Origin of the sequence: Ectopseudomonas toyotomiensis, assembly GCF_900115695.1 — a bacterium.
Taxonomy (GTDB): Bacteria; Pseudomonadota; Gammaproteobacteria; order Pseudomonadales; family Pseudomonadaceae; genus Aquipseudomonas; species Aquipseudomonas toyotomiensis.
This window is the reverse complement of sequence record NZ_FOXK01000005.1, coordinates 351,244-376,707: the sequence shown is the minus strand read 5'-3', so window position 1 is coordinate 376,707 and position 25,464 is coordinate 351,244. Positions and strand designations below refer to the sequence as shown.

Below are 25,464 nucleotides of genomic sequence, written 5' to 3'. Positions count from 1 at the left end.
GTGAGTGTGTATCTTGCATCCCCAGAGCCAGCAGGCCTTACTCTCATAAGCCCCACACGTACTCGGAGCAACGATGGAAGCCGGAACCGCGCAACTGACGATGACCGTACTGATGACCCCGGATATGGCCAATTTCTCCGGAAATGTCCACGGGGGCACCCTGCTCAAGTACCTCGACGAGGTCGCCTACGCCTGCGCCAGCCGTTATGCCGGTTGCTATGTGGTGACCCTGTCGGTGGACCAGGTGATGTTCCGCGAACCGGTGCATGTCGGTGAGCTGGTCACCTTCCTCGCCTCGGTCAACCACACTGGCCGCACCTCGATGGAGATCGGCATCAAGGTCATCACCGAGAACATCCGTGAGCGCTCGGTGCGCCACACCAACAGTTGCTTCTTCACCATGGTCGCGGTCGATGCCAATGGCCGCCCGGCGCCGATCCCTGAACTGCAGCCGGACACCGCCGACGGCCTGCGCCGCCAGCGCCAGGCCAAGCAGCGCCGGCAGATTCGCGACGAGTTGCAACAGCGCTACCAGGCGTTGAGCGACGAAAAGAACCAGGCATAGGGTCGTAACGGGCGGGCCATCGCCTCCTCAATCGTGACCGATATAGAACAGCAACTCGCGGCGCTGCGGATGATCCTTGAGCCAGGTACGAATCTCGTCGGCGCGAGCGATGGCTTCCTCGCCGGCGATGCGGCTGAAGCGCTCGCGTCGAGCCTGCTCGCTGGCCTGCTGACGCACTTGGCGCTGCCAGGCGTCGGTGAAGATCGCCGGCATGCGCTGGCTCAGCTCCAGGGCCTTGAGTAATTGCCATTCGCCGCTGTCCAGCCAGGCTTCGTCGCAGGTGCCGCACAGGTCGAGACGGTTGGCGCGGGTGCCGCTGATCTGAAATTTGCTCATCAGCTTGGCGCACTTGGGGCAACTCAGAGCATGACTGGTTTCGCCCACTTCGGCCTCGGCGGCCAGCTCGGTTGACGTCTCGTGTACTGGCTGGCGCTCGGCCCAGTCGCGGTAGTGCAGCAGGCTGACCAGCGTGCCTTGGCACTGTGCACAGCCATGGCCGAGCAGGCCATCTTCGAGTTTTGCTGGTTGCAGGCGAGTCGTACGGCAAGCGGGGCAATGCATGGTGACGTCCTTTTCATCTGAAGAGAGCGAACGCTAATGCAGAGCCGACGCATGGGCAAGCCACTGTGCTGAGAAGCACGTGGCAGATAAGCTAAGCTCTGTCTCCCGAAGCCGGAGTCGCCATGATCAACCTGTTCGATGTCTTCCTGCTGATGCTGTTCGCTGCCGTCTGCGCCTGGCTGTGGCGCGGCCACGGTATTCGCGAGCGTGCACTGGCGTTCGCCAAGCAACATTGCGCCAAGCTCGACGTGGAGTTGCTCGACGGTGCCGTGGCGCTGCGCCGCCTGGCCATCCAGCGCGACAGCAAGGGCCACCGGCGCCTGGCGCGACTCTATGACTTCGAGTTCACCGTCACTGGCGAGCAGCGCCTGCGCGGGCATATCAGCATGTTCGGCCCGCACCTCGGCCGCATCGAACTGCAGCCCCATCCAATACTGGAGCCGCAACCCGAGCCGGTTGCGGTGCAGCAGCCAGGCAACGTCATCCGCCTGGAAGACTGGCGGCGCAAGGCGCAGTAGAGCAGTGTGCAGCCTCAACCGCAGGAGCCGGCTTGCCGGCGCCTACATGATGTAGAAACCTATCAACTGCGCTGCAGTAGAAAGTCGGCCACGCGCTCGGCGCTGTCTGCCGGTTGCTCCTGCATGAAACAGTGCCCACCCGGCACCACCTGACTGCGCACATGGGGGTTGCTCGCGCACCAGCGCGCCACGGACTTGGCAACGAAGGGGTAGGTACGCGAGCCGTGAATCACTTCGGTTGGCGTCGTCACCTTGGCCAGCGAAGGCCACAGGCGCCGCGGGAAGGAACCGAAGATATCGGCCTCGCGGCTGGGTCGACACTTGAGCTCGACACAGCCCTCGACATCCTTCAGTGCATGCTCGATATAGGCGTCGAACGCTGCCTCGTCCCAACCACGGAACATGCCACGGCCATGCAGTGCGGCATGCGCGCTGGCACGATCCGGCCATTGCCGGCGACGCTTCTGCGCCTTTTTCGCCATACCGGTGCGCTGCGCCAGACCGACCACATCGGACAGCGCCATCACGCCGATCATCGCCGGGCTGAACAGCACCGGATCGAGCAGCACAGCACGGCGGAACAGCTCGGGATGGCGCGCCAGAATCAAGCTGGTAAGCACGCCGCCAAAGCTGTGGCCAAGGGCGAAGTGCGGTACTTCACCGAACGACCCACGCAGGGCAGCAAAGGCTTCCACCGCCAGCTCGGCGCTGCGGTTCCAGCCGTGAAAGCGGCCGCCATGGTCACTGTCACCATGGCCCTGCAAATCGCTCAGCCAGAGGTCGAAGTCCTCGGCCAGCAGCGCCAGCAGCGGCGTGTAGACACGCCCGCAATAGCCATTGCCGTGCAGGAAATGCAGCAGCGGCTTGCCCGACGGCGGCGTGTGCCAGCCGCGCAGGGTGAAGCCGGCAGAGGTGTCATGAGACCAGGACAGCAGTTGCATTGAGGTTATCCACAGCGACGAAAGCGCGGCGAGTTTATCAGTCTGTCGCAGGGATTCGGCAGGTGGCGAAGGAGGCAGTCAGCACGTCGACGTTCTGTGCCTGATCGAAGATCAACTCCAGCCGCGAATCCTTGCGCCATTCACTTGCGCCCCAGGCCTCCGGCGCTTGCCCCCGCAAGGCATTCAACGAGTGCCAGCCTTCTGCGCCGTGCAGCACGGCCTTGGCTCTGCGCCAACCCAGCTTCTGAAGCCAGCGGCGGACCTGCTCGAGGTCGAAGCATTGGCTCGGGTGCCAGCGCCAGCCAATGCTCCAGCCCTCGACCTGATCCTGCACCAGGCAGATCGGCTCGGCGGCATTGCGCCAGATCTGCGCCAGGCCAGGTGCAGCTGCGGGTAACTCGGCGCTCACCTCGATGGGCGAGGCCTGCGCCGCCAGTCCCGGCAACAGGGCCAGGTCGAGCCGACCCTGCGCGGTCCAGTGCAGCGGCATGGATGGCAGATCGGTAGCAATCCGCGCTCGCGCCTCGGCGTCCAAGCCTTCGCTCTTGTTCAACAGCAGCAAGCCGGTCTCATCCAGCGCCTGACGCTGCACGTCCGGCAGCGGCTGACCGCTAGCCAGCGCGGCAGCATCCACCACCATCAGTGCCGGTTGCACGGCCAACACACCGAGCCAGGGCGGCTGACGCAATTGCGCCAGCAACTGCGCCGGATGCCCCAGGCCGGACGGCTCGATCAACAGACGGTCGGGCCTGGCCTTGCGCAGCAGGCGCCCGAGGCCAACCTGAAACGGCGCGCCATTGACGCAGCACAGGCAACCACCTGCCACTTCGGCCATGGCGATACCGTCGTCGCCTTGCTCGAGCAAGGCGGCGTCCAGGCCTATCTGGCCGAATTCGTTGATCAGCACCGCCCAGCGCTCGCCCGCCGCTTTCTGCGCCAGCAGGTGACGGATCAACGTGGTCTTGCCGGCACCGAGCGGGCCGGCAATGAGGTGGGTAGGGATTTGACTGAGCATGAAGGTATGTTCGGTGGTTCGCCAGACAAGTGCCAGCACAGACTGCAAAGAAGCGGCATGTTAGATTCGCCGGCAGTTTTTCGGGAGTCGAAACGATGCGTGCATGGCTGTTGCTGTTTTCCCTGCTGCCGGGCCTGGCCCTGGCCGAAGCCTGCGTGGTGCATAGTCAGGCCGAGCGTCTGGATGTGAAGGTCTGCCAGGAGAACCGCAACATCCCCGCCACGCTGTTTCGTGAGGGCTTCTGCCAGCCGCAGTTGCAAGGCCAGACGGTCGAGGTGGAGTTCGTCGAGCAGTGCCCCAAGGGTGCCCACGGCGTCTGCCAGAACGCGCGCGCCGGTAGTGGTATGTACCTGCAGGACATCCACTACTACGGCGTGGCCAGCGACGCGTTGTACCTGGAGCCGGCCTGCACCAGCCAGTATCAGGGCACGTGGATCAAACCCTGAACACTCGCCCAGCGAGAAAACAGGCCACTGCTGACATCAAAGCGTCATCCAAAGAGCGCCTAATGGCTGCGGGTACCTCACGTAACCCTCATGTCGAGTCACGCGTCGACATGATCTCTTGGTGCTTAAGGCCGGGGCAGTCGCTCCGGCCTATTTTTTAGTGGTTCCCCGCTATCCGTAGGGTGCGCTGTGCGCACCAGCAAACGCCTCGGTGTTCACGGTGCGCACAGCGCACCCTACGCAACGCGGCTTCGCGCGACTCAGGCCAACCAGTCCAAGGTCAACAGCAAGCGTCGCTGCCCGGCAGGTGGTTGCGGCGAACGGTGAATCAACCCACGCCCCTCGTTACCCCGCCACTTCTCGCCCTTGGCCAGCGCTACATGGCCGGCGTCGAGACGCTGGATCAACGCCTCGTCCTGCGGCTCTTCATCCGGCTGACCGAGCTTGCTGCGCGGCATAGCGCCCTCCTCCAGCCAGTCGCTGCCGACACCGGCATAGCTGGTGATCAGCCGCACTGGCACATGGTCGACGTGAAAACGCGGGCACATGGCCTTGTCCAGCGCGCGCAAGCGCAGGCCGATGCGCTCGGCATCGAGCAGACAGGCGTAGGCCCGCACCAGCCAGGCCACGTCGGCGAGAAAGGCCGCCTGGCCCGGCAGATCGGCGTACTGCGCCACCAGACCATCGAGGTTCGGCTCGCTGTCCGCGCGCGGCAGCTCCAGGGTCATGGACTGCGCCAGCGGTTCACCTTGCGCCAGTAGCCCGTCGGCGAAGTCGGCGATCTGCGCCGGCAGGCGGCGCTGCCAGACGGCCAGATTGACGCCGTCATGCAGCACCTCGCTGAGCACCTGAATATCCTCGCCCAGCACCTGCCGGGACACTTTCGGCAACTGCAGGGCGAACATCAGGCGGCCTCCTGCTGCCAGGCCCCGAAGGGGTCAGCGAGCAGGCGCCAGGCTTCCGGGCCACCGGCCATTTCCTCGTCGCTGAGCAGGCAGGCGTCCAGCTCGGCGGTCAGCCGCGCGAAGTCGATGTTCTGGCCAATGAACACCAGCTCCTGACGGCAGTCGCCGACCTCGGCACTCCAGTGCTTCATGATCGTCTGCAGACCTTCCTCGTCCTGCGGCCAGTGCTGCTTGGGCACGAAGCGCCACCAGCGCCCGGCCAGACCATGGCGCATCAGCCCGCCGGCCTGCGACCAGCTGCCAGCCTCCTGATATTTGCTGGCCAGCCAGAAAAAGCCCTTGGAGCGCAGCAGGCGGCCATTGCGCCATTCCTGAGAGAGGAAGTCGAAGAAACGTTGCGGATGGAACGGCCGGCGCGCACGGTAAGCGCTGGAGGCGATGCCATATTCCTCGGTTTCCGGCACGTGCTCGCCACGCAGTTCCTTGAGCCAACCCGGTGCCTGCGAGGCGCGGTCGAAGTCGAAGCGGCCGGTGTCGAGGATCTTGTCCAGGGCGATCTGCCCCATGCTCATGGCCTGGATGTCGGCGTGGGTGTTGAGCCCGCGCAGGATGGCCATCAACTCCTCGCGCTCGGCCTGGCTGATCAGGTCGATCTTGCTGATGAGGATGACGTCGGCGAACTCCACCTGCTCGATCAGCAGGTCGGTGATCGAGCGTTCGTCCTCCTCGTCCAGGGTTTCGCCACGGCTGGCCAGGCTGTCTGCCTCATGGAAATCGCGCAGGAAGTTCACCCCGTCGACCACCGTGACCATGGTGTCCAGCCGCGCCAGGTCGGACAGGCTGCGCCCCTGCTCGTCGCGGAAGGTGAAGGTCTCGGCCACCGGCAGCGGCTCGCTGATGCCGGTGGACTCGATCAGCAGGTAGTCGAAGCGGCCTTCGCTGGCCAGGCGGCTGACCTCGTCGAGCAGGTCTTCGCGCAGGGTGCAGCAGATGCAGCCGTTGCTCATTTCAACCAGCTTCTCTTCGGCACGGTTGAGGCTGACGTCCTGCTGGACGGTGGCACCGTCGATGTTGATTTCGCTCATGTCGTTGACGATCACCGCGACCTTGCGGCCTTCGCGATTCTTCAGCACATGGTTGAGCAGGGTGCTCTTGCCGGCGCCGAGAAAGCCGGACAGCACGGTAACGGGTAGACGCTGATTCATGGGGGTGTTCCTCGTTCAGTCACGGTCACGCTGATGTTTTTCGCGCTGCTCCTGGCGCTCCTTGGCTTCGATGCACAGGGTCGCGGTGGGGCGCAGCAGCAAGCGCTTCAGGCCGATGGGTTCGCCGGTCTCGGCGCACCAGCCGTATTCGCCACGCGCCAGGCGTTCGAGCGCCTGGTCGATCTTGTCCAGCAGCTTCTTTTCCCGCTCCAGCAGGCGCAGCTGCCACTGGCGCTGTTCCTCGGCGGCGCCGATATCGGCGACGTCGCTGCTGATCTCGGGTTGGCGCAGCTCGGTGAATTCCTCGTCGATGCGCGCCTGCAACTCGGCACGCTGGGTCAGCAGCAGCTCGCGGAAGAACTGCTGTTGGGCATCGTTCATGTAGTCATTGGCTGGCTGGGCCAGCAGTTCGGCTTCGGTGGTCGCGGTCAGGGTCATGGCAAATCGGCTAGCTTGTTTTAATTGTTATAACATAACATTTATTTCTGAAAGCAACCCACGGATTTGCGATGAACGAACAGCCTCTGCCGGATATTGCCGCCCAAGCCACCCACCATGAGCTGCCGCTGGACTGGGTCGGCATGGCCGGCATCGCCCTGCCCATTCGTCTGGCGGACGCCGCCGTGACCGCCAGCGTCGATATCGGCGTGAGCCTCGACGATGCCGGCGCGCGCGGCATCCACATGTCGCGCCTATACCTGGCGGCGCAGCGGCTGGTGCATCAGCCATTGAACGTGCCGGCGGTGTTGCAGGTGCTGGACGACTGCCTGAGCAGTCACCAGGAGCTGTCCGACAGCGCCACCCTGACTCTGCGCGGCGAGGTACCACTCAAGCGTCCGGCGCTGGTCAGCCCATTGAACGGTTGGAAGGGCTACCCCTTCGAGGTACGTGCTCGTCAGGACGGTCGCGGCGTGAACATCGAATTACAGGTCGAGGTCGGTTACTCCTCCACCTGCCCTTGCTCGGCGGCGCTGGCACGGCAGCTGATCCAGCAACGCTTCGCCTGGGACTTTCCCGACCAGCAGGTGGATTACTCCAGCGTGCTCGACTGGCTCGGCTCGACCCAGGGTATCGTCGCCACCCCGCACAGCCAGCGCAGCACGGCGACCCTGCAACTGCGCCTGGCGCCCGACTGCATCGAACTGCCCGTGCTGGCACTGATCGATAGCGCCGAACACGCCCTCGGCACACCGGTACAAACGGCTGTAAAACGCGCCGACGAACAGGCCTTTGCCCTTGCCAACGGACAGAACCTGATGTTCTGCGAAGACGCCGCACGCCGTTTGCACCGCGCCCTGCGCCAGTTGCCGCAGGCCAGCGCCTTCCGCCTCAAGGTCGTCCACGCGGAAAGCCTGCACGCCCACGACGCGGTGGCCGAAAGCAGCTGGAATTGGTGTTGAACAGGCATGCGGTGGGCGCTGTGGCTATCCTGAGCGGGTAACGGCCATTCCCGGAGCGGCTGCTTGATCGGCCTGGAACCGGGCAAAGCCGGCGGCGTCTGTGCTTAGATAGACGCCCACGCTGTAAAGGACACCGCATGCAGATCGAACTGATCGAGATCCGCGACCACCTGAATCGCTACGCCCCCTTCGACAACCTGCCGGAACAAACTCTCGACGAGATCGCCCGCCAGGTGCAGGTGGGCTACTTCAAGGCCGGTAGCGAAATCCTCGCCGTCGGTGCGCCGATCCACGAGCTGCATTACGTGCGCAGCGGCGCGGTGGAAATCCACCGGCGTGGCGGCGAACTGCACAACCGCCTCACCGAGGGCGACATCTTCGGCCAGGCCGGCCTGCTGCGCGGCAACAAGGTACGCCTGGGTGCCACCGCGATCGAAGACAGCCTGATCTACTTCATCCCCGGCGCGCTGTTCCATCAGCTCTGCGAGCAGTTCGACAGCTTCGCCGACTTCGTCGAAGCCGAAGGCCAGTCGCGTCTGAAATCCGCCCTGGAAGACAGCCACGGCAAGGCCAGCGAGCTGATGAAGATCAAGGTGCGCAAGCTGATCTCGCGCAGTGCGATCAGCGTGCCGCTGGATACGCCGATCCAGCAGGTAGCGCAGGTGATGACCGAACACAGCGTATCCTCGGTGATCGTCGTCGACCCCGGCACGCGCTGGCCCGACCCGAGTCAGGTGGAGGTGGCCGACCAGCAGAGCCAGGTCATGGCCGGCATCCTCACCGACCGCGACCTGCGCACCCGCGTGGTCGCCGCCGGCCTGCCCAGCGATACCCCGGTCAGCCAGATCATGACGCCCAACCCCATCACCCTGCAGGCCGACGACTCGGTGTTCGAGGCCATGCTGTGCATGCTGCGCAACAACATCCACCATCTGCCGGTGCTGCATCGCCGCCGCCCGGTGGGCGTGGTGGCGCTGGCCGACATCATCCGCTACGAGTCACGCAGCAGCCTGTATCTGGTCAACGGCATCTTCAACAAGACCTCGGTGGACGGCCTCAAGAGCCTGCTGCCGGACCTGCGCGCCACCTTCGTACGCATGGTCGCCGACGACGCCAGCGCGCACATGGTCGGCAGCGCCATGAGCGGTATCGGCCGCGCCTTCAGCCAGCGCCTGCTGGAGCTGGCCGAACAGAAGCTCGGTCCGCCCCCGGTGCCCTACTGCTTCATGGCTGCCGGCTCCATGGCCCGCGACGAGCAACTGCTGCTCACCGACCAGGATAACGCCCTGGTGCTCGACGACCGCTTCGATGCAGATGAGCACGACGCCTACTTCGCCGAACTGGCGCAGTTCGTCAGCGACGGTCTGGCCGCCTGCGGCTACAGCTACTGCAAGGGCGGCATCATGGCCACCAATCCCAGATGGCGGCAGCCGCTGAAGGTGTGGCGGCAGTACTTCAGCGAGTGGATCGAGCGGCCCAACCCGGAAACCCTGCTCAACGCCAGCATCTTCTTCGACCTCGACGGCCTCTCCGGCGAAACCGAGCTGGTGGAAAACCTCAAGGACCTGCTGGCACAGAAGGCCAGCGCCAGTCCCGCTTTCCTCGCCGCGCTGGCACGTAATGCGCTCAACCGCACGCCGCCGCTGGGCTTCTTCCGCACCTTCGTGATGGAAACCGACGGCCGCCACCGCAACATCATCAACCTCAAGGGCCGCGGTACTGCGCCGCTTACCGACCTGATCCGCGTACACGCCCTGGCTTGTGGTTCCAAGGCACAGAACTCGCTGGATCGCCTCGACGCCATCGCCGCCACCAAACTGTTGCCCAAGGAAGCGCTGGAGCACCTGCGCTACGCCTTCGAGTTCCTCAGCCTGGTGCGCGTGCGCCACCAGGCCCGTGAAGTAGAGGCCGGCAACGCGCCAAGCAACTACATCGAGCCGGAACAGTTCAGCGCCAGCGAACGCCAGCACCTCAAGGAAGCCTTCCAGGTGATCAGCAACGCGCAGAAGTTCCTGCGCTTTCGCTACCCGGCGCAACCGGCGAGCCGTCCACGATGAGTGAGCGCGCGGCCCAAGACTGGCCGCAACTGTTCGCCAGCCTCGCCGACAGCAGCCGCGACCCGCGCCTGCGCGCCTACTACGGCGCCGGCTGCGTCGCGGCCGATACGCCGCTGCAGGATGTCCCGCTGGTGGCACTGGACGTGGAAACCACCGGCCTCGACCCGCGTGAGCACGCCATCGTCAGCCTTGGCCTGGTACCGCTGAGCCTGCAACGCATACGCTGCAGCGAGGCGCGCTATTGGGTGGTCAAGCCCACCGGCGAGTTGAACGCCGAATCGGTCACCTTCCACCACATTACCCACAGCGACATCCGCCACGCCCCACGCCTGGCCAGTGTGCTCGACGAACTGCTCGAAGCCCTGGCCGGCAAGGTGGTGGTGGCGCACTACCGTAATATCGAGCGCAGCTTCCTTGACCAGGCCGTGCGCCAGCACCTGGGCGAAGGGCTGATCTTCCCCATCATCGACACCATGGAGCTGGAAGCCCGCCTGCATCCCAAACGCACCGTAAGCTGGTGGGATCGCCTGCGCGGTCGTGAGCCCACCTCCATCCGCCTGGCCGACAGCCGCCTGCGCTATGGCCTTCCGCTCTACTCCGCACACCATGCGCTGACCGACGCGCTGGCCTGTGGAGAACTGCTGCAAGCGCAGGTGGCGAGGCACTGCCCGGCGCATACGCCGGTTGGGGAGCTCTGGAGCTGATTGCCCCGGCGCGGCGCTTCTATTCGCGTATTCGCGCATGCCGGGCGCTGCTGGCGCACGGGCCGATCTCATCGCATGGACACGTCAGGGCAAATGCTCTAGCGTCTGTCCCGGCTGAAGCGCAGCTCGAGTGCTGCGCCAAGCACTGCCACAGGACTGCTCATCAAAGGGACTTCATGAAAAAAACCTTGCCCGTCATCATCCTCGCGTCTTTTCTCCTGGCCGCCTGCGCATCGCTCTCCAACCTGCCAAAGCCGGAACAAAGCGAATATTTCACGACCCTCGGCGGTGGGTTCGTGATCACGCTGGGCAATCCGCCCACCTATCGCTACGGGGTAAACCTGGTCATCACCAAGACCCTGCCGGAAAGTGCCTACGCGGTGGTCGAGTTCCAGAACCCAGCCGACAGCTTGCAGCCGTTTGTCCTGGCGGGCCCCCTCGAAGACCTGAAGAAAATAACGCCATCGCCCTACCCCAACGTGTGGGTGCTGACCTCACCCGCCGTACAGAGCATCTCTGCACACACGAATTACGCCGTGATCGCCAGCATCTATTCCGATAGCAACCGGCAAACGCTGACCGCGAGGCACACGCAGTTGGTCAACTCCGAATACATCGAGAACTGACGGAAGGCATTGAGTGCCCGAAGACGGCGGCCGATGCAGTTTCCCTGTCGTCGTCAGCCCGGGCAGCACTGCGCCCCGCGTTCATTTCGTTGCAGGCACGCGTCATGGTGAGACTCAGAATTGGCTCGATACCGGTGAACGAGAACTTCGATCCTCTCGCCGGCAACTGGACCCCGTGCAAGGAACCCAAGCCGTGGGTATCAACCTGGCTCATTGCGGTTCCCCTGAGCCTTCTGCTGGCGGTCAGCTTTGCCGTGATGCTATTCAGGCTCACCCCCATCGATCTTCAGGGCCTGACGTTTTACAAGCTGCTGTTGCTCTATACAGGGCTTGTCATCACTCACGAGGCGATACACGCCATAATGCAACCCGACCGGGGTACATCTGCGCTAACCACGCTGGGCTTCTGGCCGTCTCATCTGGTCTTCTACGCCCATTATGACGGTGAACGAAGCCGCGCCAATTTCCTGTTCGGCCTGGTCAGCCCTTTCCTGCTGCTTTCGGTAGTTCCCATGCTCCTGGCAATCGCCTTCCAGACGAATGCATGGTGGGTGGGAGCGCTGATCTTGGGGAATGCGGTCGCGTCCAGCGTCGATCTGTTCGGTTTTTTCGCGGTGCTGCTGGGAACCCCGAAGAACAGCCAGGTCATCAATAACGGTTGGTACACCTATTGGCGCTTGCGCAGCTAGAGTGAGCGCCATTCATTCACGGCAGCACAGGCACACGCCCATGAATCGCCGCAAGAAGATCAAACAACTGCTCGAAGCTCACGCCAAGAAGGCCAATGCCAAGCTCGCACCCAAAAGCAACAAACCCAAGTACGTCAGCAAAGCTGACAGGGCGAAGTTGGAGGCTGAAGCGGCTCAAGAGCCTGTCACTCCCGCTGAGTAGAAGTCGGCAAACGGACAGTTTGATCGTTCCCACGCAGAGCGTGGGTACCATCACAAGCACCCTCTCCCCCGGCCCCTCGGCGTGGGCATCCTGCGTTGCTCTATCTCCTGCATCCATGCAGTCGTCTCCCATGAATGGGAGAGGCTAGCAAAAGCCTTGCGGCTAAAGCGGACTGCCGCCCAGCCGGTCCTGCCCGGCGGGATGGCGTTAGCCGAGGACCTTGTCGGCGGTGTACACCGCCTCGTCGAGAAACACGTTCACCGCCGGGTGATCACGCTCGCCCTTGCGGTAGGCGAGAAATACGCCGCGCTGGATATCCGGCAGCAGCGGAACGGCGGTGACGCCAGGTAGCGTTCGTACCAGGCGCAGGCCGGAGACGATGGAGATGGAGTTGCCCGAAGCGACCATGGCCGCGACCATCTCGAAGCCGGCGCAGTGCGCGTTGATGCGCGGCGCGTAGCCCGAGCGGCGGCACAGGTTGGTGATGAATTCGCCGAAGGAGCTGCCGGTGGAGTCCAGCGCCCAGGCTTCGTCGCGCAGCTCGGCGATGGTCAGGCTGTCGCGCCGGGCCAGTGCATGGTCGATGGGCAGCAGCACGTGCAGTTGATCCTGGGTCAGGGGAATCAGTGCGTAGTTCTCGCGGTTCTCGTCGGGCTGCACGGCCAGGTCATCGATCACCGCCACGTCGATCTGCCAGGCGCCGAGGGCGCTGAGGCTTTCCTGCGGTTCCAGCTCCAGCACCACCACGTTCAGCCGAGGATAGGCGCTACGCAACGCGCGCACGGTTTCCGCGATCACCGCCACGGCGATCGAAGGGAAGGCTGCCACGCGCAGTTCACCGGCGATTTCGCCGCGCAGCAGCGCCAGCTCCGAGCGCGCTTCGTCGAGCACCATGAGGATGCGCTCGGCATGCGCCACCAACCGTTCGCCAGCCGGGGTCAGGACCACGCCGCGCCCGCGTCGCTCGATCAGCTCCATATCCGCCTCGCGTTCGAGCTGGGCAACCTGCTGTGATACGGCCGAAGGCGTCAGGTGCAGCGACTCGGCGGCGGCCGCCATGGTGCGGCAGCGGGCCAGTTCACGCAGGGTGCGCAGGCGGGTGATGTCCATGGCGCGATCTCAATAGTTAAGGGTCGCTAACGAATAGGTTAAAAATAAATCAGTATACATAATGATATGGCCGGCCTTAGATAGAGATATCCACACGCGCTGAACCGGGCGCGTGGTTCACCCACATGAAGGCATCGCTGAAAACCCGGTTTTCAGCCGTGCCCACAGAAGAAGAATCTCGCCATGGCTATCAGCGTTTTCGACCTGTTCAAAGTCGGTATCGGCCCCTCCAGTTCCCACACCGTCGGCCCGATGCGGGCGGCCGCGCTGTTCACCCACGCCCTGGAAAACCACGGCCACATGCCGCAGGTGACCCGTGTCGCCGCCGAGCTGTATGGCTCTCTGGGCGCCACCGGCAAGGGCCACGGCAGTGACAAGGCGGTGCTGCTCGGCCTCAGCGGCTACGAGCCGGACACCGTCGACGTGGATCAGGTGCCCGGCTACATCGAGGCCATTCGCCGCGACAAGCGCATCCTCCTGGCCGGCAAGCACTCCGTCGCCTTCGACGAGAAGGCTGACCTGAAGATGTTCCGCAAGGCGCTGCCGCTCCACGCCAACGGCCTGCGCTTCGCCGCCTTCGATGCCACTGGCATTCAGGTGCACGAGGCCACCTATTACTCGGTGGGCGGCGGCTTCGTGGTCAGCGAGGCAATTCTCGCCGACGGCTCCAAGCACAAGGTCATCGCCCCGGATGCCACCAGCCTGCCGCTGCCGTTCAGCAGTGGTGCCGACCTGCTGCGCCTGGCGCGCGAGAACGGCATCGGCATCGCCGAGGTGATGCGCCGCAACGAACGCCACTGGCGCAGCGACGAAGAGACCGATGCCGGCCTGCTGGAAATCTGGAAGGTGATGCAGGCCTGCGTCGACCGTGGCTGCCGCACCGAGGGCATCCTGCCGGGCGGCTTCAAGGTGCGCCGCCGTGCCGCAATCCTGGCGCGCAAGCTGGGCGGTTTCCAGCGCAGCTACCTGGAAGACCCGCTGCGCATGCTCGACTGGGTGAACCTCTGGGCCCTCGCGGTGAACGAGGAGAACGCCGCCGGTGGTCGCGTGGTCACCGCGCCAACCAACGGCGCCGCCGGCATCATCCCGGCAGTGCTGCACTACTACGCCAACGCCATTTCCGGCGCCAGCGAGCGCGGCATCATCGATTTCCTGCTCACCGCCGGCGCCATCGGCATCCTGTACAAGGAAAACGCCTCGATCAGCGGCGCCGAGGTCGGCTGCCAGGGTGAAGTCGGCGTGGCCTGTTCGATGGCGGCCGGCGCGCTGTGCGCGGTACTTGGCGGCACCCCGGAGCAGGTCGAGAACGCCGCAGAAATCGGCATGGAGCACCACCTGGGCCTGACCTGCGACCCGGTCGGCGGCCTGGTGCAGATCCCCTGCATCGAGCGCAACGCCATCGCTTCGGTCAAAGCCATCAACGCCGCGCGCATGGCGCTGTACGGCGATGGCTCGCACTACGTAAGCCTGGACAAGGTGATCAAGACCATGCGCGAGACCGGCGCAGACATGCTGACCAAGTACAAGGAAACCGCCCGTGGCGGCCTGGCGGTGAATATCATCGAGTGCTGATGCACGACCGCCAGATACGAAAACGCCGCGGACCCTGACAGGTTCGCGGCGTTTTTTGTTTGTGGCTCGCTCCCTTCTCCCATCAATGAAAGAGGGGGGCAGACCGCGTCGCGTCTATCGAGGCTCGCTCATCAGGCCTTTGACGATCGAGATACAGCCCACCAGCAACACGATGGTGAACGGCAGGCCCGTCGACACGGCCATGGCCTGCAGCGCAACCAGACCGCCGCCGAGCAGCAGGGCGATGGCGATCACGCCCTCTATGCTGGCCCAGAACACGCGCTGCGGTACCGGCGCGTTGACCTTGCCGCCCGCGGTGATGGTGTCGATCACCAGCGAGCCGGAGTCCGACGAGGTGATGAAGAACACCACCACCAGCACGATGCCGATGAACGAGGTGATACCGGTCAGCGGCATTTCACCGAGCATGCTGAACAGCTTCAGCTCGAGGCCGGCTTCCTGCGCGCCAGTGAAACCATCGACCAGCAGTTGGTTGATGGCGGTGCCACCGAAGGCGGTCATCCACAGCACCGAGACCAGCGACGGCACCAGCAGCACGGCAACGAGGAATTCACGCACGCTGCGACCACGGCTGACGCGGGCGATGAACATGCCCACGAACGGCGACCAGCTGATCCACCAGGCCCAGTAGAAGGCGGTCCAGCCCTGGCTGAAGTTGGCGTCTTCACGGCCGACCGGGTTGGACAACGCCGGCAGGTACTGCAGGTAGGCGCCGAGGTTCTTGAAGAAGTCGGTGAAGATCACCAGGGTCGGCCCGGCGATGATGATGAACAGCAGCAGGGCCATGGCCAGGCCCATGTTGATCTCCGACAGGCGCTTGACCCCCTTGTCGAGGCCGGCAACCACCGAGGCCAGGGCAATCAGGGTGATGGCGACGATCAGCAGTACCTTGGTGGTGTCCGTGGCCGGGATGCCGAACAGGTACTCCACACCCGCAGCCGCCTGCTCCGCGCCCAAACCCAGCGAAGTGACCAGACCGAACAGGGTGGCGAACACCGCGAGAATGTCGACGATATGCCCTGGCCAGCCCCAGACGCGCTCGCCGAGGATCGGGTAGAAGATCGAGCGGATCGACAGCGGCAGGCCCTTGTTGAAAGAGAACAGCGCCAGCGCCAGCGCGACAATGGCGTATATCGCCCAGGGGTGCAGGCCCCAGTGGAAGATGGTCGCGGCCATGCCCAGGCGCACGGCTTCCTCGGCGTTGCCGGCGGCGCCACCAAGTGGTGCCCAGTCGGTGCGCACACCGTCCTCACCCACGGTGATGCCGCCCATCGCCGAGCTGTAGTGCGACATGGGTTCGGACACACCGTAGAACATCAGACCGATACCCATACCGGCAGCGAACAGCATGGAGAACCAGCCCATGTAGGTGTAGTCGGGAGTCGCGTCCTTGCCGCCGATACGCACCTTGCCCAGTGGCGAAAGGATCAGACCTATACAGAGGATGACGAAGATGTTGGCGGCGCCGATGAAGAACCAGGCCATGTGGTGGGTGAGCCAGTCGCGCAGCCCGCTGAACAGCGGCTCGATCTGGTTCTGTAGGGCCAGGGCGAGGATCACGAAAATCACCGCGACGATCGCGGAGATGGTGAAAACCTTGCCATGAATGTCGAGGGCGAAGACGAACTGCCCTTTGATGTTGTCCTGACCGATGACGTAATCGGTGTCGATCAGATTGGCTTCACCGGTCGGTGCCGGGATGCCTTCGTGGGTTTCCGCTGCGGATGGCGGGGTCGTGTCATGCGAAGGGACGTTTCCCATACGAGGCGTACTCCTTGATGTGTTTTGGGCTCGCTAAGCCGAACGTGAACAGGACGGATGCCCTCCTCCAATTAAAGACGACCTGCAAACGGGTCGAACCGGAAAGGGTAACACATGAATTCCGCTCACTCAGACTCACAGACACATGAGAGTCCTGAATAATTCCTCGAAAGGTGGCAATTTGCCCGACACTGCCATTCGCCAGGTAGCCATGGCAGGATGCTCGCGAACGCTGCATAACCCCCGTGGTCAGCTGCACACAGCCTGTGCAAAGGAAGACCCTGCATGCCTGCGGATTTCGGCATTCCCCATCTGTTCGCCTACCTGATCGCCACCATTCACGCCCTTGGCGTATTGGCCGCGATCCACGCCGTGCTGACCGTGCGCACCGCCCAAGGCGCGCTGGCCTGGGGTCTGTCGCTGTTCTTCATGCCCTACCTGACGCTGCTGCCGTACCTGGTGTTCGGCCGCAGCCGCTTCGATGCCTACGTCAAGGCGCGGCGCCAGGCCGACAAGGAAATGCACCACGCCATGGCCGAACAGGACTGGCGCCCCTGGGTCGAGGAAGCCAAGGCGGCGCACCTGTCGCCGGCCTACGACCGACTGCGCGCGCTGCCGCGCCTGTCGCATCTGCCCGGCCTGATCGGCAACCGCGTCGAACTGCTGATCGACGGCGAAGCCACCTTCGCCGCCATCTTCGCAGCCCTGGCCAGCGCCCAGCAGGTGATCCTGCTGCAATTCTTCATCATCCGCGATGACCGCCTCGGCCGGCGCCTGCAAGACGTACTGCTGGAGCGCGCCGCCGCAGGCGTACAGGTGCATGTGCTGTATGACGGCGTCGGCAGCCATTCGTTGTCCGCCGCCTTCATTGATCGCCTGCGCCGCGGCGGCGTGCAGATACACGCCTTCCCCACGCGCTCCGGACTGTTCAATCGCTTTCAGCTGAATTTCCGCAACCACCGCAAGATCGTCGTGGTCGACGGCGAGATCGGCTTTCTCGGCGGACTCAACGTCGGCATCGAATACCTCGGGCAGAAACCACCGCTGGCCCCCTGGCGCGATACCCACGTCGAAGTGCGCGGGCCCGTGGTGGCCAGCCTGCAGGAAGCCTTCGCCGAGGACTGGTACTGGGCCTGCCAGAAGCTGCCACCGCTGCTGATGCCGAGCAAGCAGGACGAGCCCGGCCTGCTCTGCCAGGTGATCGCCAGTGGCCCGGCCGATCCGCAGGAAACCTGCTCGCTGCTGTTCGTCGAAGCGATTCATGCAGCGCGCGAGCGGGTGTGGCTGAGCAGCCCCTACTTCGTGCCCGACGAGGCGCTGTTCGCCGCACTGCGCCTGGCGGTGATGCGCGGCGTGGACGTGCGCCTGCTGCTGCCGTCACGCCCCGATCACCGCATTGTCTATGCCGCCTCCAGCCTGTATGCCTTCGAGGCGCTGCGCGCCGGCGTGCGCATCTTCCGTTACCAACCGGGGTTCCTGCACCAGAAGGCGCTGCTGATCGACCACGATGTCAGCATGCTGGGCAGCGCCAACCTGGACAACCGCTCCTTCCGCCTGAATTTCGAGGCCAGCCTGCTGACCTTCGACGAGGGCTTCAACGCCCTGGTAGCGAACATGCTGGAGGAAGACTTCAGCCTCTCACGCGAGCTGGTCAACGCCGACCGGCGCAACCTGCACCGCCTGCAGCAACTGGGCATGCGCGTAGCGCGGCTGATCTCGCCGATTCTCTGAGGCACGGCTATGGTTAGGGTGCCAACCGCTGTTAGCTGTCAGCGAGAACCTGCACGCCATGACCAAGTGCTTTGCCCTGCTGCTCTGCCTGTTCGTCCTGCCCGCTCTGGCGCAGGAGGAGATTCACGTCGGTGTCGAACTGCAGCCCTATCAGCCTTACTCGGATGTGGAGAACGGCGAATACCGTGGCTATGCGCGCGATCTGCTGGACGCCTTCGCCGCCGAGCATGGCTATCGCTTCGTCTACATGCCGCTGCCGGTCAGGCGCCTGCTCGGTGACTTTCTGTCCGGCCGGGTCGACCTCAAGTTCCCCGATCACCCGCAATGGAACGCCGACCAGAAGGCCGGCCATGACATTCACTACAGCGCCCCGGCAGCGCCCTATGTAGATGGCATCCTGGTCAAGCCGCAGCACCTCGGTCAGGGCCAGCAACGTATCGAACTGCTCGGCACGCAGAACGGCTTCACGCCCTGGCCCTATCTGCCGGACATCCGCGCCGGGCACATACGCCTGATCCAGGCCAACCAGATCGACTCGTTGCTGCGCATGGCAAGCAGTGACCGCGTCGACGCTGTCTACCTCAACCCCAGGGTAGTGGCTCACCAACTCAGGCAGATGCGCATGGCAGCCGACAGCCTGGTGTTCGACCCGCAACTGCCGCACGTGGAAGATCACTACTACCTGTCGAGCATCCACCATCCGCAACTGATCGAGGCGTTCAACCGTTTTCTCGAAGAACGGGCAGAGCTGGTGGGGGAAATTCGCCGCCGCCACGGGCTGTGAGTCGGCCCGTGGCGTGGCGGCGGCTCAGTACTTCCAGCTGACGCTCACGCTGGCATTACGCGGTGCGCCGTAGTAGGCCTGAGTCCAGTACAGGCTGCTCAGGTACTTCTCGTCGGTGAGGTTGTTGAGGTTGGCCGACACGCTCCAGTTCGGGTCGATATCGTAGCTGGCCATCAGGTCGACCACGGCGTAGGCATCCTGCTCGGCAATACCGTTGTGAGTGTCGTCCTGCCAACGCACAGCAGCGCCAACCTTGAGTTTGTCCATCGCTGGAACACGATAGGTGGCAGCGGTCTTGACCATGTGCTTGGGCGAGTAGGTGACCCCGTGCGAGCCATCGGCATTGGTGATGTCGACGAAGGTGTAGCCCGCATTCAGCTCCAGCCCCTGAATGGGCTGGCCGGAAATCTCGATCTCGTAGCCTTCGCTGGTCAGCCCCTCGACCGCGCGGTAATAGGCGCGGCCACCGATGGTGCCCGCCTGTTGGGCGAAGTTGTCCTGCTCGGTGCGGAATACGGCCAGCGCCACGTTGACCTTATCGTCGAACAGCTCGCCCTTGATGCCCACCTCGTAGTTCACACCCTCTACCGGCGCCAGGCGCGAGCCTGCAGCATTGGTTTTGGTCTGCGGATCGAAGATCTCGGTATAGCTGGCATAGACCGAATACTGATCGGTGATGTCGTAGACCACGCCCGCGTAGGGCACCACCTTGCCGCTGTTCTTCGAGTTTTTCTCTACACCGTAGTTGGTACCGTTACTTTTCACGTCGACGACACGGGTACCGGTGATCAAGCTCAAGTTATCGGTCAGGCTCCAACGCGCGGCACCGTACATGCTCGTCATGCGGTCGGTGAAGTCACTGCCATTGGTGGGCAGATCATTCAGCGGCCTGCCAATGTCGCCATTCCACTCCTCCAGTGGCGGCAGAGCTGTACCTCTCGTGGAGTCATAGTAGGAAATATCGCTCAATTCCGAACGCGACCAGCTGGCGCCCAAGGCGGCCTCATGCTGGCGGCCAGCCAGGTTGAATGGTCCACTGGCCTGCACATCGACGATCAGCTGCTTGTTCTCGTCCTTATACTCGGACGGATAGCTGAACAGGCCGAGGCCGGTATTCCGATCCGGCGTACCGTACATGTAGAACAACGAGCCATCGCCCTTCTTTTCCACTCGCGTCAGTACGGTCTTGGCTTGCCAACCGTTGTCGAAGGTGTGCGCCAGCTCGGCAAAGGTGCGGTTTTCCTTGACGTCCCAATAGGCCCAATCGGAGGACGTGCTGGTCGAACGGGAATAGTCGGTCTTCGAACCATCGCTGTAGTTCAGCGGCAAAGCCCCCCACATCGGCGAGTTGGCATCGCTGGTCTGTAGGGTATGACCGAGGGTGAAGACGGTGCGGTTGTCCAGGTCGAACTCCAGTACGCCATGGAACACGTTCTTCTCACGCGAGTAACGGTCGAGGTAGGAGTTCTTGTTTTCGTTGGCGTACACCACGCGCCCACGCACTGTACCGGCATCGTTGAGCGCGCCGGATACGTCGGTATCGATACGTCGCTTGTCCCAGGAGCCGGCGGTCAGGTCCACGCGCGCCTGCGGCACGGCGGTCGGTCGCTTGCGCACGAAGTTGACCGTTGCCGACGGGTTGCCGGTGCCAGAAATCAGGCCGTTGGCACCGCGGATCACTTCCACGCGCTCGTACATCGAGGTGTCCAGATCGCCCTCGACGTTGCCGTAGACGAAGGGCACGGAGATGCCGTCGTACTGGAAGTTGGTGATGTCGAAGCCGCGGGCGGTGTAGTAGGTGCGATCCGTTTCGACTTCCTGTACCTGCACGCCCGGCACGGCCTTGAGCGCATCGTTGACACTGGTGAGCTTGAAGTCGCGCAGCTGGGCGCCGCTCAGGGTGGAAATCGACTGCGGCGTCTGCCGCGGAGTCAGGTCGAGCTTGGTCGCAGCGCTGCTGGGGGTGGATTTGTAGCTATCGACCTCGGCCACCGTACTGCTGCTGCCAACCACGGTCTGGGCATCGAGCTCGATCTGCTCCTGCTCGGCCAGGGCTTGATTGAAACTGCAGGCGGCCGCAACCGCCACGGCCAGGTGGGTTTTTCTGCTGAACAAGGGACGATCTCCTGATGCGCTGTCGATAGCCGCAGATAGTCCCTTCGCAGCCGAGTGCCTCCCTGGCAGGCATTTGCCAATCGCAAATGCAAACAATTAGCGACAAAATTCTCGCAGCAGGCACCCCCTTAGTCAATACGAATAATTTACATCTACAGCTGCATTTATTTGCTTTTGAGGGTGCCGCAATCCGCCCCGACCCAACGTGCTCGACTTTCCATGCTGCTCGGCTGGCCGTTGTAGGTGCCTTTGACCTGGGTGGTGAATTCCTTGTCGCTGACGAAACGCGTCTCCCCTTCACCCTGAGCATCCGGGCAGTTGAAGCGGAATTTCCATAGCGTCGCGCTGCGTTCGAGAATCTCGTTGCTGCAGCCGGAGTCAGGGTCGTGCAGGGGGATTTCCTGAGCCTTGATCTGCTCGGCGGTGAGGCACATCTGCACGCCACCGGCACCGAGTTTGATGCCCTGCTCGGCCATCATGTTCTCCATCATCTGCCGCTGTTCGGCCGGCAGGTTCTGCATCTGCGCCAGCATTTCCTCCATGCCGGGCATGGCCTGGCCACCCACCTGCATGTTGTGCGAGCTGACTTCCCAGACACCGGGCTGGAGATCCAGGGCGCTGGCCATGACGGGCGACAGGCAGAGAGCAAGCGGGAGGGCGAAGCGAAACAGAGGGCGCATGGCAGGTCTCCTGGGCAGGTGGTTAGCTAAGCCTAGCAGGCCCTAGATGAACAAAACCCCCACAGGCTCGCGCCGCATGGGGGTTTCCTTCTTTTGATCCGGCACTTGTGGCGCCGGAAGCCTGAGTCCGCTCTGGCGAACCTAGCCCGCGTCAGCCGCAGGGGAGCTCAGCTCACAGCTCCAGAGTTCCAACGTCGGCTGGCTCGCTTGTGGCGGGCCGAGCCAATCGCTCATCGGGCGACAACGCTGGTTGAAACACAGTTGGTAATCCCCGGCTTCAGGCGTACGCCCGACTCGCAGGGGTTGCAAAGGCGGTAGCTGACGCTGGTAGTGCCAGCTGCCATTGCGCAGTTCGGCGCCGTCGGGAATTTCCATTCCGGCGCCGGAACCCTTGACCCGTGCCTCGCCGAGGACCAGGCCCTCGGCGGTGACACGGTAATCCTCTTCCCAGCGCACCTTCTCGATGGTGTGGGTCCAGGCCAGGGTGAAGGACGGCGTGGGCAACTCTGCCCATACCGCGCCGGCCAACCCCAGGCAGAGGCCGATCACGCCGTCGCCGCCTCGGCACGACGAGCGCGCCACAGGTGCTGAGCGATGAAGATGGCACTGAGGGCAAAGCCGATTTCGTCACTGATCGGGGTGGCGAGAATCAGGCTGGCACCAGCGGCCAGGCCCAGGATGCGCTCCCACCAGGTCAGCTTGGCCTGCAGGAAGCCGGTGAACACCACACCCCAGATACCGATGGCCAGTGCCGCCTTGAACAGCACGTAGAAAGTCGCCAGGAGGCTGTCGCCCTGCAACATCAGCGCTGGCGAGTAGACCGCCATGAACGGCACGACGAAGCCAGCGATGGCGATACGCACTGCCCAGAAGCTGATCTTCAGACCACGCTCCTTGGCAATCGGCGCGGCGGCGAAGCAGGCCAGCGCCACCGGCGGCGTGAGGTCGGCCATGATGCCGAAGTAGAAGACGAACATGTGCGAGACGATCAGCGGCACGCCCAGTTCCAGCAGGGCCGGCGCGGCAATCGAGCTGGTGATGATGTAGTTGGGGATGGTCGGGATACCCATGCCCAGCACCAGGCAGGTGAGCATGGTCAGCACCAGCGACAGGAACAGGTTGTCCTGGCCGATGGCGAGGATGTAGCCGGCGAAGGTGGACGCCACCCCGGTCAGCGACACCACACCGATGATCACGCCGACCAGGGCACAGGCGATACCCACCGGTACGGCATGGCGCGCACCTTCGACCAGCGCGTGCAGACACAGGGTCAGGGTTTCACGGCCGCCCTTGACGAACCAGCAAACCGCCACCAGCGCCGCGATGACGCCGAACACCACACCGATACCAAGCTGGAAGAAGCCGGCGCAGAGCACGCCCAGGGCAATCCAGAAGGCGAAGCGCATGACCTTGGACGAGACCCGCAGGATGATCGCCGAGCCGAGGATGACCATGGCGGTCAACGCCAGGCCAACGGTGCCGGAGAACAGCGGGGTACGCCCGGAGAACAGCAGGTAGATGAGGATGAACAACGGGATCAGCAGGAACCAGCGTTCACGCACGGCCTTCCACGGGTTCGGGCATTCTTCCTTGGGCAGGCCGCGCAGGTTGGCGCGTTTGGCCTCCAGATGGACCATCCAGAACACCGAACCGAAGTACAGCAACGCCGGGATCAGTGCGGCCTTGGCCACTTCGAAGAACGGCACGTTGATGGTCTCGGCCATGATGAAGGCCACGGCGCCCATGATTGGCGGCATGATCTGGCTGCCCATCGACGAGGTGGCCTCGACCCCGCCGGCGAAAGCCGGGCGATAACCGAAGCGCTTCATCAGCGGAATGGTGAACTGGCCGGTGGTGACCACGTTGGCCACGCCGGAACCGGTGATGGTGCCCATCAGCGCCGAGGACACCACCGACACCTTGGCCGGGCCGCCGACCTTGTGGCCGAACAGGCCCATGGCGAAATCGGTGAACAGCTTGATCATCCCGGCCTGCTCGAGGAAGGCGCCAAACAGGATGAACAGGAAGATGTAGGTAGCCGACACGTAGGTCGGCGTGCCGTACAGGCCCTCGGTACCGAAGGCCAGCTGGTTGACGATCTGGTCGAAGCCGTAGCCGCGATGCATCAGGTCGCCCGGCAGGTACTGGCCGAGCATGCCATAGGCAAGAAACAGCGCGCAGATGATCGGCAGGGCGATGCCCATGACCCGGCGCGCGGCCTCGAACACCAGCACGATGAGGGTTATGCCGATGATCATGTCGCTGGTGGTCATGTCACCGGAACGCAGGATCAGGTCCGCCTCGAAATACCACTGGTAGACCGCCGTGGCCATACCGGCCAGGCCGAGCAGCCAGGCCAGCGGCTGCCAGGGGCGCTTGGCGCCGAAAGCCGGGATGCTGATGAACACCACCAGCAACAGGAAGCCGACGTGCACCGCACGCAGCACCTGGGTAGATACCGGGTGGAAAGCCGCGGTGACGATCTGGAAGATGGAAAACAGCAGCGCGACGGCGAACAACGCCTTCGGCCAGTCGGACGGGCTGGCGCCCATACCCTGATTCTGCTCACTCATGGAGTGCAAACCTCATGACTACTTCGATACGGGACAGAGTCGCCAACAAAACCTACCGTCCATGAACGCCGGTTTTATTCGCGATTCTGTGAAGACCGGACCGCGGCGCAAGCGCCACGGTCCGAGCCGTCATTACAGCGCGCCGGCTTCCTTGTAGAAGCGCTCGGCACCCGGGTGCAGCGGGATCGGCAGGTTCTGGGTGGCGGTCTCCAGCTTGATGTCCTGAGCGGCGGAGTGAGCGGTGCCCAGGCGGCCGAGGTTGTCGAACATCAGTTTGGTCATCTGGTAGGCCACTTCGTCGGACACGCCTTCGTGAGTGACCAGGATGTTGGTGATGGCAACGGTGGGCACGTCAGCGTCCTGACCGTCGTAGGTGCCAGCCGGGATGGTGGCTGCCTCGTAGGCGGCGTTGTCGATCTTCGCGGTCACTTCGGCCGGGATGGCGACGAAGCTGATCTTCATGGTCGAAGCCAGGTCACGAATGGCGGCCATACCCAGACCGGAGGACTGCAGGGTGGCGTCCAGCTGACGGTTCTTGATCAGCTCGACCGACTCGGCGTAGGGCAGGAACTCGACCTTGCCCATGTCCTTGTACGTCAGGCCAGCGGCTTCGAAGATGGCGCGAGCGTTGAGCTCGGTGCCGGACTTCGGCGCGCCGACGGAGATGCGCTTGCCCTTGAGGTCTTCCAGGGTCTTGATGCCGGATTCGGCGTTGGCAACGATCTGGATGTAGTTCGGGTAGGTACCGGCGATAGCGCGGATTTTCTTCAGCGGCGCCTTGAAGCCAGCGTCTTCGACGCCGTTCCAGGCATCGGCCACCGAGTCACCGAGGGCGAAGGCCAGCTCACCGCGACCGGCTTCGAGCAGGTTGAGGTTTTCCACCGACGCCTTGGTCGCCTGGACCGAGGTCTTGGAGCCCTCGATGCCGTTGCTGTAGAGCTGCGAAAGAGCCACGCCAATCGGGTAGTAGACACCGCTGGTACCGCCGGTGAGCACGTTGATGAAAGTCGGGGCAGCGAGCACTGCGGTGCTGGCAGTGATGGCCGCGGCAGCGGCGAACAGGCTGAGTTTCTTGGTCAGTCGCATGGAAGTATCTCCGTCGTTGTTATTGGCTGTATGCAGAGTTTCACTCTAGACGACGCCACGCAGGCGGCGTCGACGTTGCGCGATCAGCAGCGCAGGGTGCAACGTTGGACAAGAGCCGCGGCGGGCGCGGTAGGAAGGCGGCCCATGCACGGCAGCGAGTGCGGCATGGCGCGAGGGGCATGGCAGTTCATGGGCTG

Annotated in this window: 25 protein-coding genes; 12 read left to right on the top strand and 13 right to left on the bottom strand. The window is 63.7% G+C overall.

All coding sequences use genetic code 11. The features are described from left to right. The first annotated feature begins 73 nt into the window (after window positions 1–73). Complete coding sequence (locus BM186_RS12745; RefSeq protein WP_017676198.1) at window positions 74–565, top strand: acyl-CoA thioesterase; 492 nt, start codon at window positions 74–76, stop codon at window positions 563–565. Window positions 566–592: 27 nt separating this feature from the next. Here BM186_RS12745 and BM186_RS12740 read toward each other — a convergent pair whose 3' ends face one another. After that, window positions 593–1,126, bottom strand: a complete 534-nt coding sequence (locus BM186_RS12740; RefSeq protein WP_072425222.1) for a TFIIB-type zinc ribbon-containing protein — start codon at window positions 1,124–1,126, stop codon at window positions 593–595. A 122-nt stretch (window positions 1,127–1,248) separates the two neighbouring features. Between BM186_RS12740 and BM186_RS12735 the strand changes: the two genes are divergently transcribed. Further along, window positions 1,249–1,644 (top strand): DUF3301 domain-containing protein, encoded by a 396-nt coding sequence (locus BM186_RS12735; RefSeq protein WP_072425221.1) that lies wholly within the window; start codon window positions 1,249–1,251, stop codon window positions 1,642–1,644. Between the two features lie 62 nt (window positions 1,645–1,706). Here BM186_RS12735 and BM186_RS12730 read toward each other — a convergent pair whose 3' ends face one another. Together BM186_RS12730 and BM186_RS12725 are read right to left on the bottom strand one after the other, a co-directional pair. Continuing rightward, window positions 1,707–2,585, bottom strand: a complete 879-nt coding sequence (locus BM186_RS12730) for an alpha/beta fold hydrolase (protein ID WP_074915688.1) — start codon at window positions 2,583–2,585, stop codon at window positions 1,707–1,709. A 37-nt stretch (window positions 2,586–2,622) separates the two neighbouring features. Next, window positions 2,623–3,600, bottom strand: coding sequence for a CobW family GTP-binding protein (locus BM186_RS12725; RefSeq protein ID WP_074915686.1), 978 nt, complete (start codon window positions 3,598–3,600; stop codon window positions 2,623–2,625). 95 nt (window positions 3,601–3,695) lie between these two features. Between BM186_RS12725 and BM186_RS12720 the strand changes: the two genes are divergently transcribed. Further along, window positions 3,696–4,046, top strand: coding sequence for a hypothetical protein (locus BM186_RS12720; RefSeq protein WP_017676203.1), 351 nt, complete (start codon window positions 3,696–3,698; stop codon window positions 4,044–4,046). A gap of 260 nt (window positions 4,047–4,306) precedes the next feature. Here the strand turns inward: BM186_RS12720 and BM186_RS12715 are convergent, their stop codons facing one another. The 3 genes from BM186_RS12715 to dksA are packed head-to-tail and all read right to left on the bottom strand — an operon-like array spanning window position 4,307 to window position 6,594. After that, window positions 4,307–4,951, bottom strand: a complete 645-nt coding sequence (locus BM186_RS12715) for a DUF1826 domain-containing protein (RefSeq protein ID WP_074915684.1) — start codon at window positions 4,949–4,951, stop codon at window positions 4,307–4,309. Beyond that, window positions 4,951–6,156 carry a zinc metallochaperone GTPase ZigA gene (gene zigA / locus BM186_RS12710; protein ID WP_074915682.1) on the bottom strand — a complete coding sequence of 402 codons (1,206 nt, stop codon included), beginning with the start codon at window positions 6,154–6,156 and terminating at the stop codon, window positions 4,951–4,953. The genes BM186_RS12715 and zigA overlap by 1 nt, the downstream gene beginning before the upstream one ends. 15 nt (window positions 6,157–6,171) lie before the next feature. Continuing rightward, complete coding sequence (dksA, locus tag BM186_RS12705; RefSeq protein WP_074915680.1) at window positions 6,172–6,594, bottom strand: RNA polymerase-binding protein DksA; 423 nt, start codon at window positions 6,592–6,594, stop codon at window positions 6,172–6,174. Between the two features lie 71 nt (window positions 6,595–6,665). Between dksA and folE2 the strand changes: the two genes are divergently transcribed. The 6 genes from folE2 (at window position 6,666) to BM186_RS12675 (ending at window position 11,834) form a co-directional block, all read left to right on the top strand. Continuing rightward, entirely contained in the window at window positions 6,666–7,556 is an 891-nt protein-coding gene (folE2, locus tag BM186_RS12700; protein WP_074915678.1) for a GTP cyclohydrolase FolE2, read from the top strand. 137 nt (window positions 7,557–7,693) lie between these two features. After that, window positions 7,694–9,613 carry a DUF294 nucleotidyltransferase-like domain-containing protein gene (locus BM186_RS12695; RefSeq protein WP_074915676.1) on the top strand — a complete coding sequence of 640 codons (1,920 nt, stop codon included), beginning with the start codon at window positions 7,694–7,696 and terminating at the stop codon, window positions 9,611–9,613. Beyond that, the gene (locus BM186_RS12690; RefSeq protein ID WP_074915674.1) at window positions 9,610–10,317 is read left to right on the top strand and encodes a 3'-5' exonuclease; all 708 of its coding nucleotides are present in this window, start codon (window positions 9,610–9,612) and stop codon (window positions 10,315–10,317) included. The genes BM186_RS12695 and BM186_RS12690 overlap by 4 nt, the downstream gene beginning before the upstream one ends. Window positions 10,318–10,493: 176 nt before the next feature. Beyond that, entirely contained in the window at window positions 10,494–10,943 is a 450-nt protein-coding gene (locus BM186_RS12685) for a hypothetical protein (RefSeq protein WP_074915671.1), read from the top strand. Window positions 10,944–11,077: 134 nt separating this feature from the next. Beyond that, entirely contained in the window at window positions 11,078–11,632 is a 555-nt protein-coding gene (locus tag BM186_RS12680) for a DUF3267 domain-containing protein (protein WP_158234272.1), read from the top strand. A gap of 40 nt (window positions 11,633–11,672) precedes the next feature. After that, on the top strand, window positions 11,673–11,834 hold the full coding sequence (locus BM186_RS12675; protein ID WP_074915668.1) for a DUF2986 domain-containing protein: 162 nt from the start codon (window positions 11,673–11,675) through the stop codon (window positions 11,832–11,834). Between the two features lie 207 nt (window positions 11,835–12,041). On the opposite strand, the gene BM186_RS12670 is transcribed toward BM186_RS12675, so the two are convergent. Further along, window positions 12,042–12,944, bottom strand: a complete 903-nt coding sequence (locus BM186_RS12670; protein ID WP_074915666.1) for a LysR family transcriptional regulator — start codon at window positions 12,942–12,944, stop codon at window positions 12,042–12,044. Between the two features lie 183 nt (window positions 12,945–13,127). On the opposite strand from BM186_RS12670, the gene BM186_RS12665 reads away from it, so the two are divergent. Continuing rightward, complete coding sequence (locus tag BM186_RS12665; protein ID WP_074915663.1) at window positions 13,128–14,516, top strand: L-serine ammonia-lyase; 1,389 nt, start codon at window positions 13,128–13,130, stop codon at window positions 14,514–14,516. A 114-nt stretch (window positions 14,517–14,630) separates the two neighbouring features. Here BM186_RS12665 and BM186_RS12660 read toward each other — a convergent pair whose 3' ends face one another. Then, on the bottom strand, window positions 14,631–16,298 hold the full coding sequence (locus BM186_RS12660; protein WP_072425209.1) for a BCCT family transporter: 1,668 nt from the start codon (window positions 16,296–16,298) through the stop codon (window positions 14,631–14,633). A 285-nt stretch (window positions 16,299–16,583) separates the two neighbouring features. On the opposite strand from BM186_RS12660, the gene cls reads away from it, so the two are divergent. Both cls and BM186_RS12650 read left to right on the top strand, forming a co-directional pair. Then, window positions 16,584–18,029 carry a cardiolipin synthase gene (cls, locus tag BM186_RS12655; protein ID WP_074915661.1) on the top strand — a complete coding sequence of 482 codons (1,446 nt, stop codon included), beginning with the start codon at window positions 16,584–16,586 and terminating at the stop codon, window positions 18,027–18,029. Between the two features lie 58 nt (window positions 18,030–18,087). Then, complete coding sequence (locus BM186_RS12650) at window positions 18,088–18,813, top strand: substrate-binding periplasmic protein (protein ID WP_074915659.1); 726 nt, start codon at window positions 18,088–18,090, stop codon at window positions 18,811–18,813. 24 nt (window positions 18,814–18,837) lie between these two features. Here the strand turns inward: BM186_RS12650 and BM186_RS12645 are convergent, their stop codons facing one another. The 5 genes from BM186_RS12645 to BM186_RS12625 form a co-directional block, all read right to left on the bottom strand. Further along, window positions 18,838–20,928 carry a TonB-dependent siderophore receptor gene (locus BM186_RS12645; protein WP_074915657.1) on the bottom strand — a complete coding sequence of 697 codons (2,091 nt, stop codon included), beginning with the start codon at window positions 20,926–20,928 and terminating at the stop codon, window positions 18,838–18,840. A gap of 164 nt (window positions 20,929–21,092) precedes the next feature. Beyond that, window positions 21,093–21,608 (bottom strand): DUF3617 domain-containing protein, encoded by a 516-nt coding sequence (locus BM186_RS12640; protein WP_074915655.1) that lies wholly within the window; start codon window positions 21,606–21,608, stop codon window positions 21,093–21,095. Window positions 21,609–21,749: 141 nt separating this feature from the next. Further along, on the bottom strand, window positions 21,750–22,157 hold the full coding sequence (locus BM186_RS12635; RefSeq protein ID WP_074915653.1) for a DUF1850 domain-containing protein: 408 nt from the start codon (window positions 22,155–22,157) through the stop codon (window positions 21,750–21,752). Continuing rightward, window positions 22,154–24,181 (bottom strand): TRAP transporter permease, encoded by a 2,028-nt coding sequence (locus tag BM186_RS12630; RefSeq protein ID WP_074915651.1) that lies wholly within the window; start codon window positions 24,179–24,181, stop codon window positions 22,154–22,156. The genes BM186_RS12635 and BM186_RS12630 overlap by 4 nt, the downstream gene beginning before the upstream one ends. 132 nt (window positions 24,182–24,313) lie before the next feature. Continuing rightward, window positions 24,314–25,267, bottom strand: coding sequence for a TAXI family TRAP transporter solute-binding subunit (locus BM186_RS12625; protein ID WP_072425202.1), 954 nt, complete (start codon window positions 25,265–25,267; stop codon window positions 24,314–24,316). Window positions 25,268–25,464: the final 197 nt, after the last annotated feature.

What these genes read in the sequence shown, in the direction of transcription:
- BM186_RS12745 (WP_017676198.1), top strand. Translation starts at nt 74, where the DNA reads ATGGAAGCCGGAACCGCGCAACTGACGATGACCGTACTGATGACCCCG.
- BM186_RS12740 (WP_072425222.1), bottom strand. Translation starts at nt 1,126, where the DNA reads ATGCATTGCCCCGCTTGCCGTACGACTCGCCTGCAACCAGCAAAACTC.
- BM186_RS12735 (WP_072425221.1), top strand. Translation starts at nt 1,249, where the DNA reads ATGATCAACCTGTTCGATGTCTTCCTGCTGATGCTGTTCGCTGCCGTC.
- BM186_RS12730 (WP_074915688.1), bottom strand. Translation starts at nt 2,585, where the DNA reads ATGCAACTGCTGTCCTGGTCTCATGACACCTCTGCCGGCTTCACCCTG.
- BM186_RS12725 (WP_074915686.1), bottom strand. Translation starts at nt 3,600, where the DNA reads ATGCTCAGTCAAATCCCTACCCACCTCATTGCCGGCCCGCTCGGTGCC.
- BM186_RS12720 (WP_017676203.1), top strand. Translation starts at nt 3,696, where the DNA reads ATGCGTGCATGGCTGTTGCTGTTTTCCCTGCTGCCGGGCCTGGCCCTG.
- BM186_RS12715 (WP_074915684.1), bottom strand. Translation starts at nt 4,951, where the DNA reads ATGTTCGCCCTGCAGTTGCCGAAAGTGTCCCGGCAGGTGCTGGGCGAG.
- zigA (WP_074915682.1), bottom strand. Translation starts at nt 6,156, where the DNA reads ATGAATCAGCGTCTACCCGTTACCGTGCTGTCCGGCTTTCTCGGCGCC.
- dksA (WP_074915680.1), bottom strand. Translation starts at nt 6,594, where the DNA reads ATGACCCTGACCGCGACCACCGAAGCCGAACTGCTGGCCCAGCCAGCC.
- folE2 (WP_074915678.1), top strand. Translation starts at nt 6,666, where the DNA reads ATGAACGAACAGCCTCTGCCGGATATTGCCGCCCAAGCCACCCACCAT.
- BM186_RS12695 (WP_074915676.1), top strand. Translation starts at nt 7,694, where the DNA reads ATGCAGATCGAACTGATCGAGATCCGCGACCACCTGAATCGCTACGCC.
- BM186_RS12690 (WP_074915674.1), top strand. Translation starts at nt 9,610, where the DNA reads ATGAGTGAGCGCGCGGCCCAAGACTGGCCGCAACTGTTCGCCAGCCTC.
- BM186_RS12685 (WP_074915671.1), top strand. Translation starts at nt 10,494, where the DNA reads ATGAAAAAAACCTTGCCCGTCATCATCCTCGCGTCTTTTCTCCTGGCC.
- BM186_RS12675 (WP_074915668.1), top strand. Translation starts at nt 11,673, where the DNA reads ATGAATCGCCGCAAGAAGATCAAACAACTGCTCGAAGCTCACGCCAAG.
- BM186_RS12670 (WP_074915666.1), bottom strand. Translation starts at nt 12,944, where the DNA reads ATGGACATCACCCGCCTGCGCACCCTGCGTGAACTGGCCCGCTGCCGC.
- BM186_RS12665 (WP_074915663.1), top strand. Translation starts at nt 13,128, where the DNA reads ATGGCTATCAGCGTTTTCGACCTGTTCAAAGTCGGTATCGGCCCCTCC.
- BM186_RS12660 (WP_072425209.1), bottom strand. Translation starts at nt 16,298, where the DNA reads ATGGGAAACGTCCCTTCGCATGACACGACCCCGCCATCCGCAGCGGAA.
- cls (WP_074915661.1), top strand. Translation starts at nt 16,584, where the DNA reads ATGCCTGCGGATTTCGGCATTCCCCATCTGTTCGCCTACCTGATCGCC.
- BM186_RS12650 (WP_074915659.1), top strand. Translation starts at nt 18,088, where the DNA reads ATGACCAAGTGCTTTGCCCTGCTGCTCTGCCTGTTCGTCCTGCCCGCT.
- BM186_RS12640 (WP_074915655.1), bottom strand. Translation starts at nt 21,608, where the DNA reads ATGCGCCCTCTGTTTCGCTTCGCCCTCCCGCTTGCTCTCTGCCTGTCG.
- BM186_RS12630 (WP_074915651.1), bottom strand. Translation starts at nt 24,181, where the DNA reads ATGAGTGAGCAGAATCAGGGTATGGGCGCCAGCCCGTCCGACTGGCCG.
- BM186_RS12625 (WP_072425202.1), bottom strand. Translation starts at nt 25,267, where the DNA reads ATGCGACTGACCAAGAAACTCAGCCTGTTCGCCGCTGCCGCGGCCATC.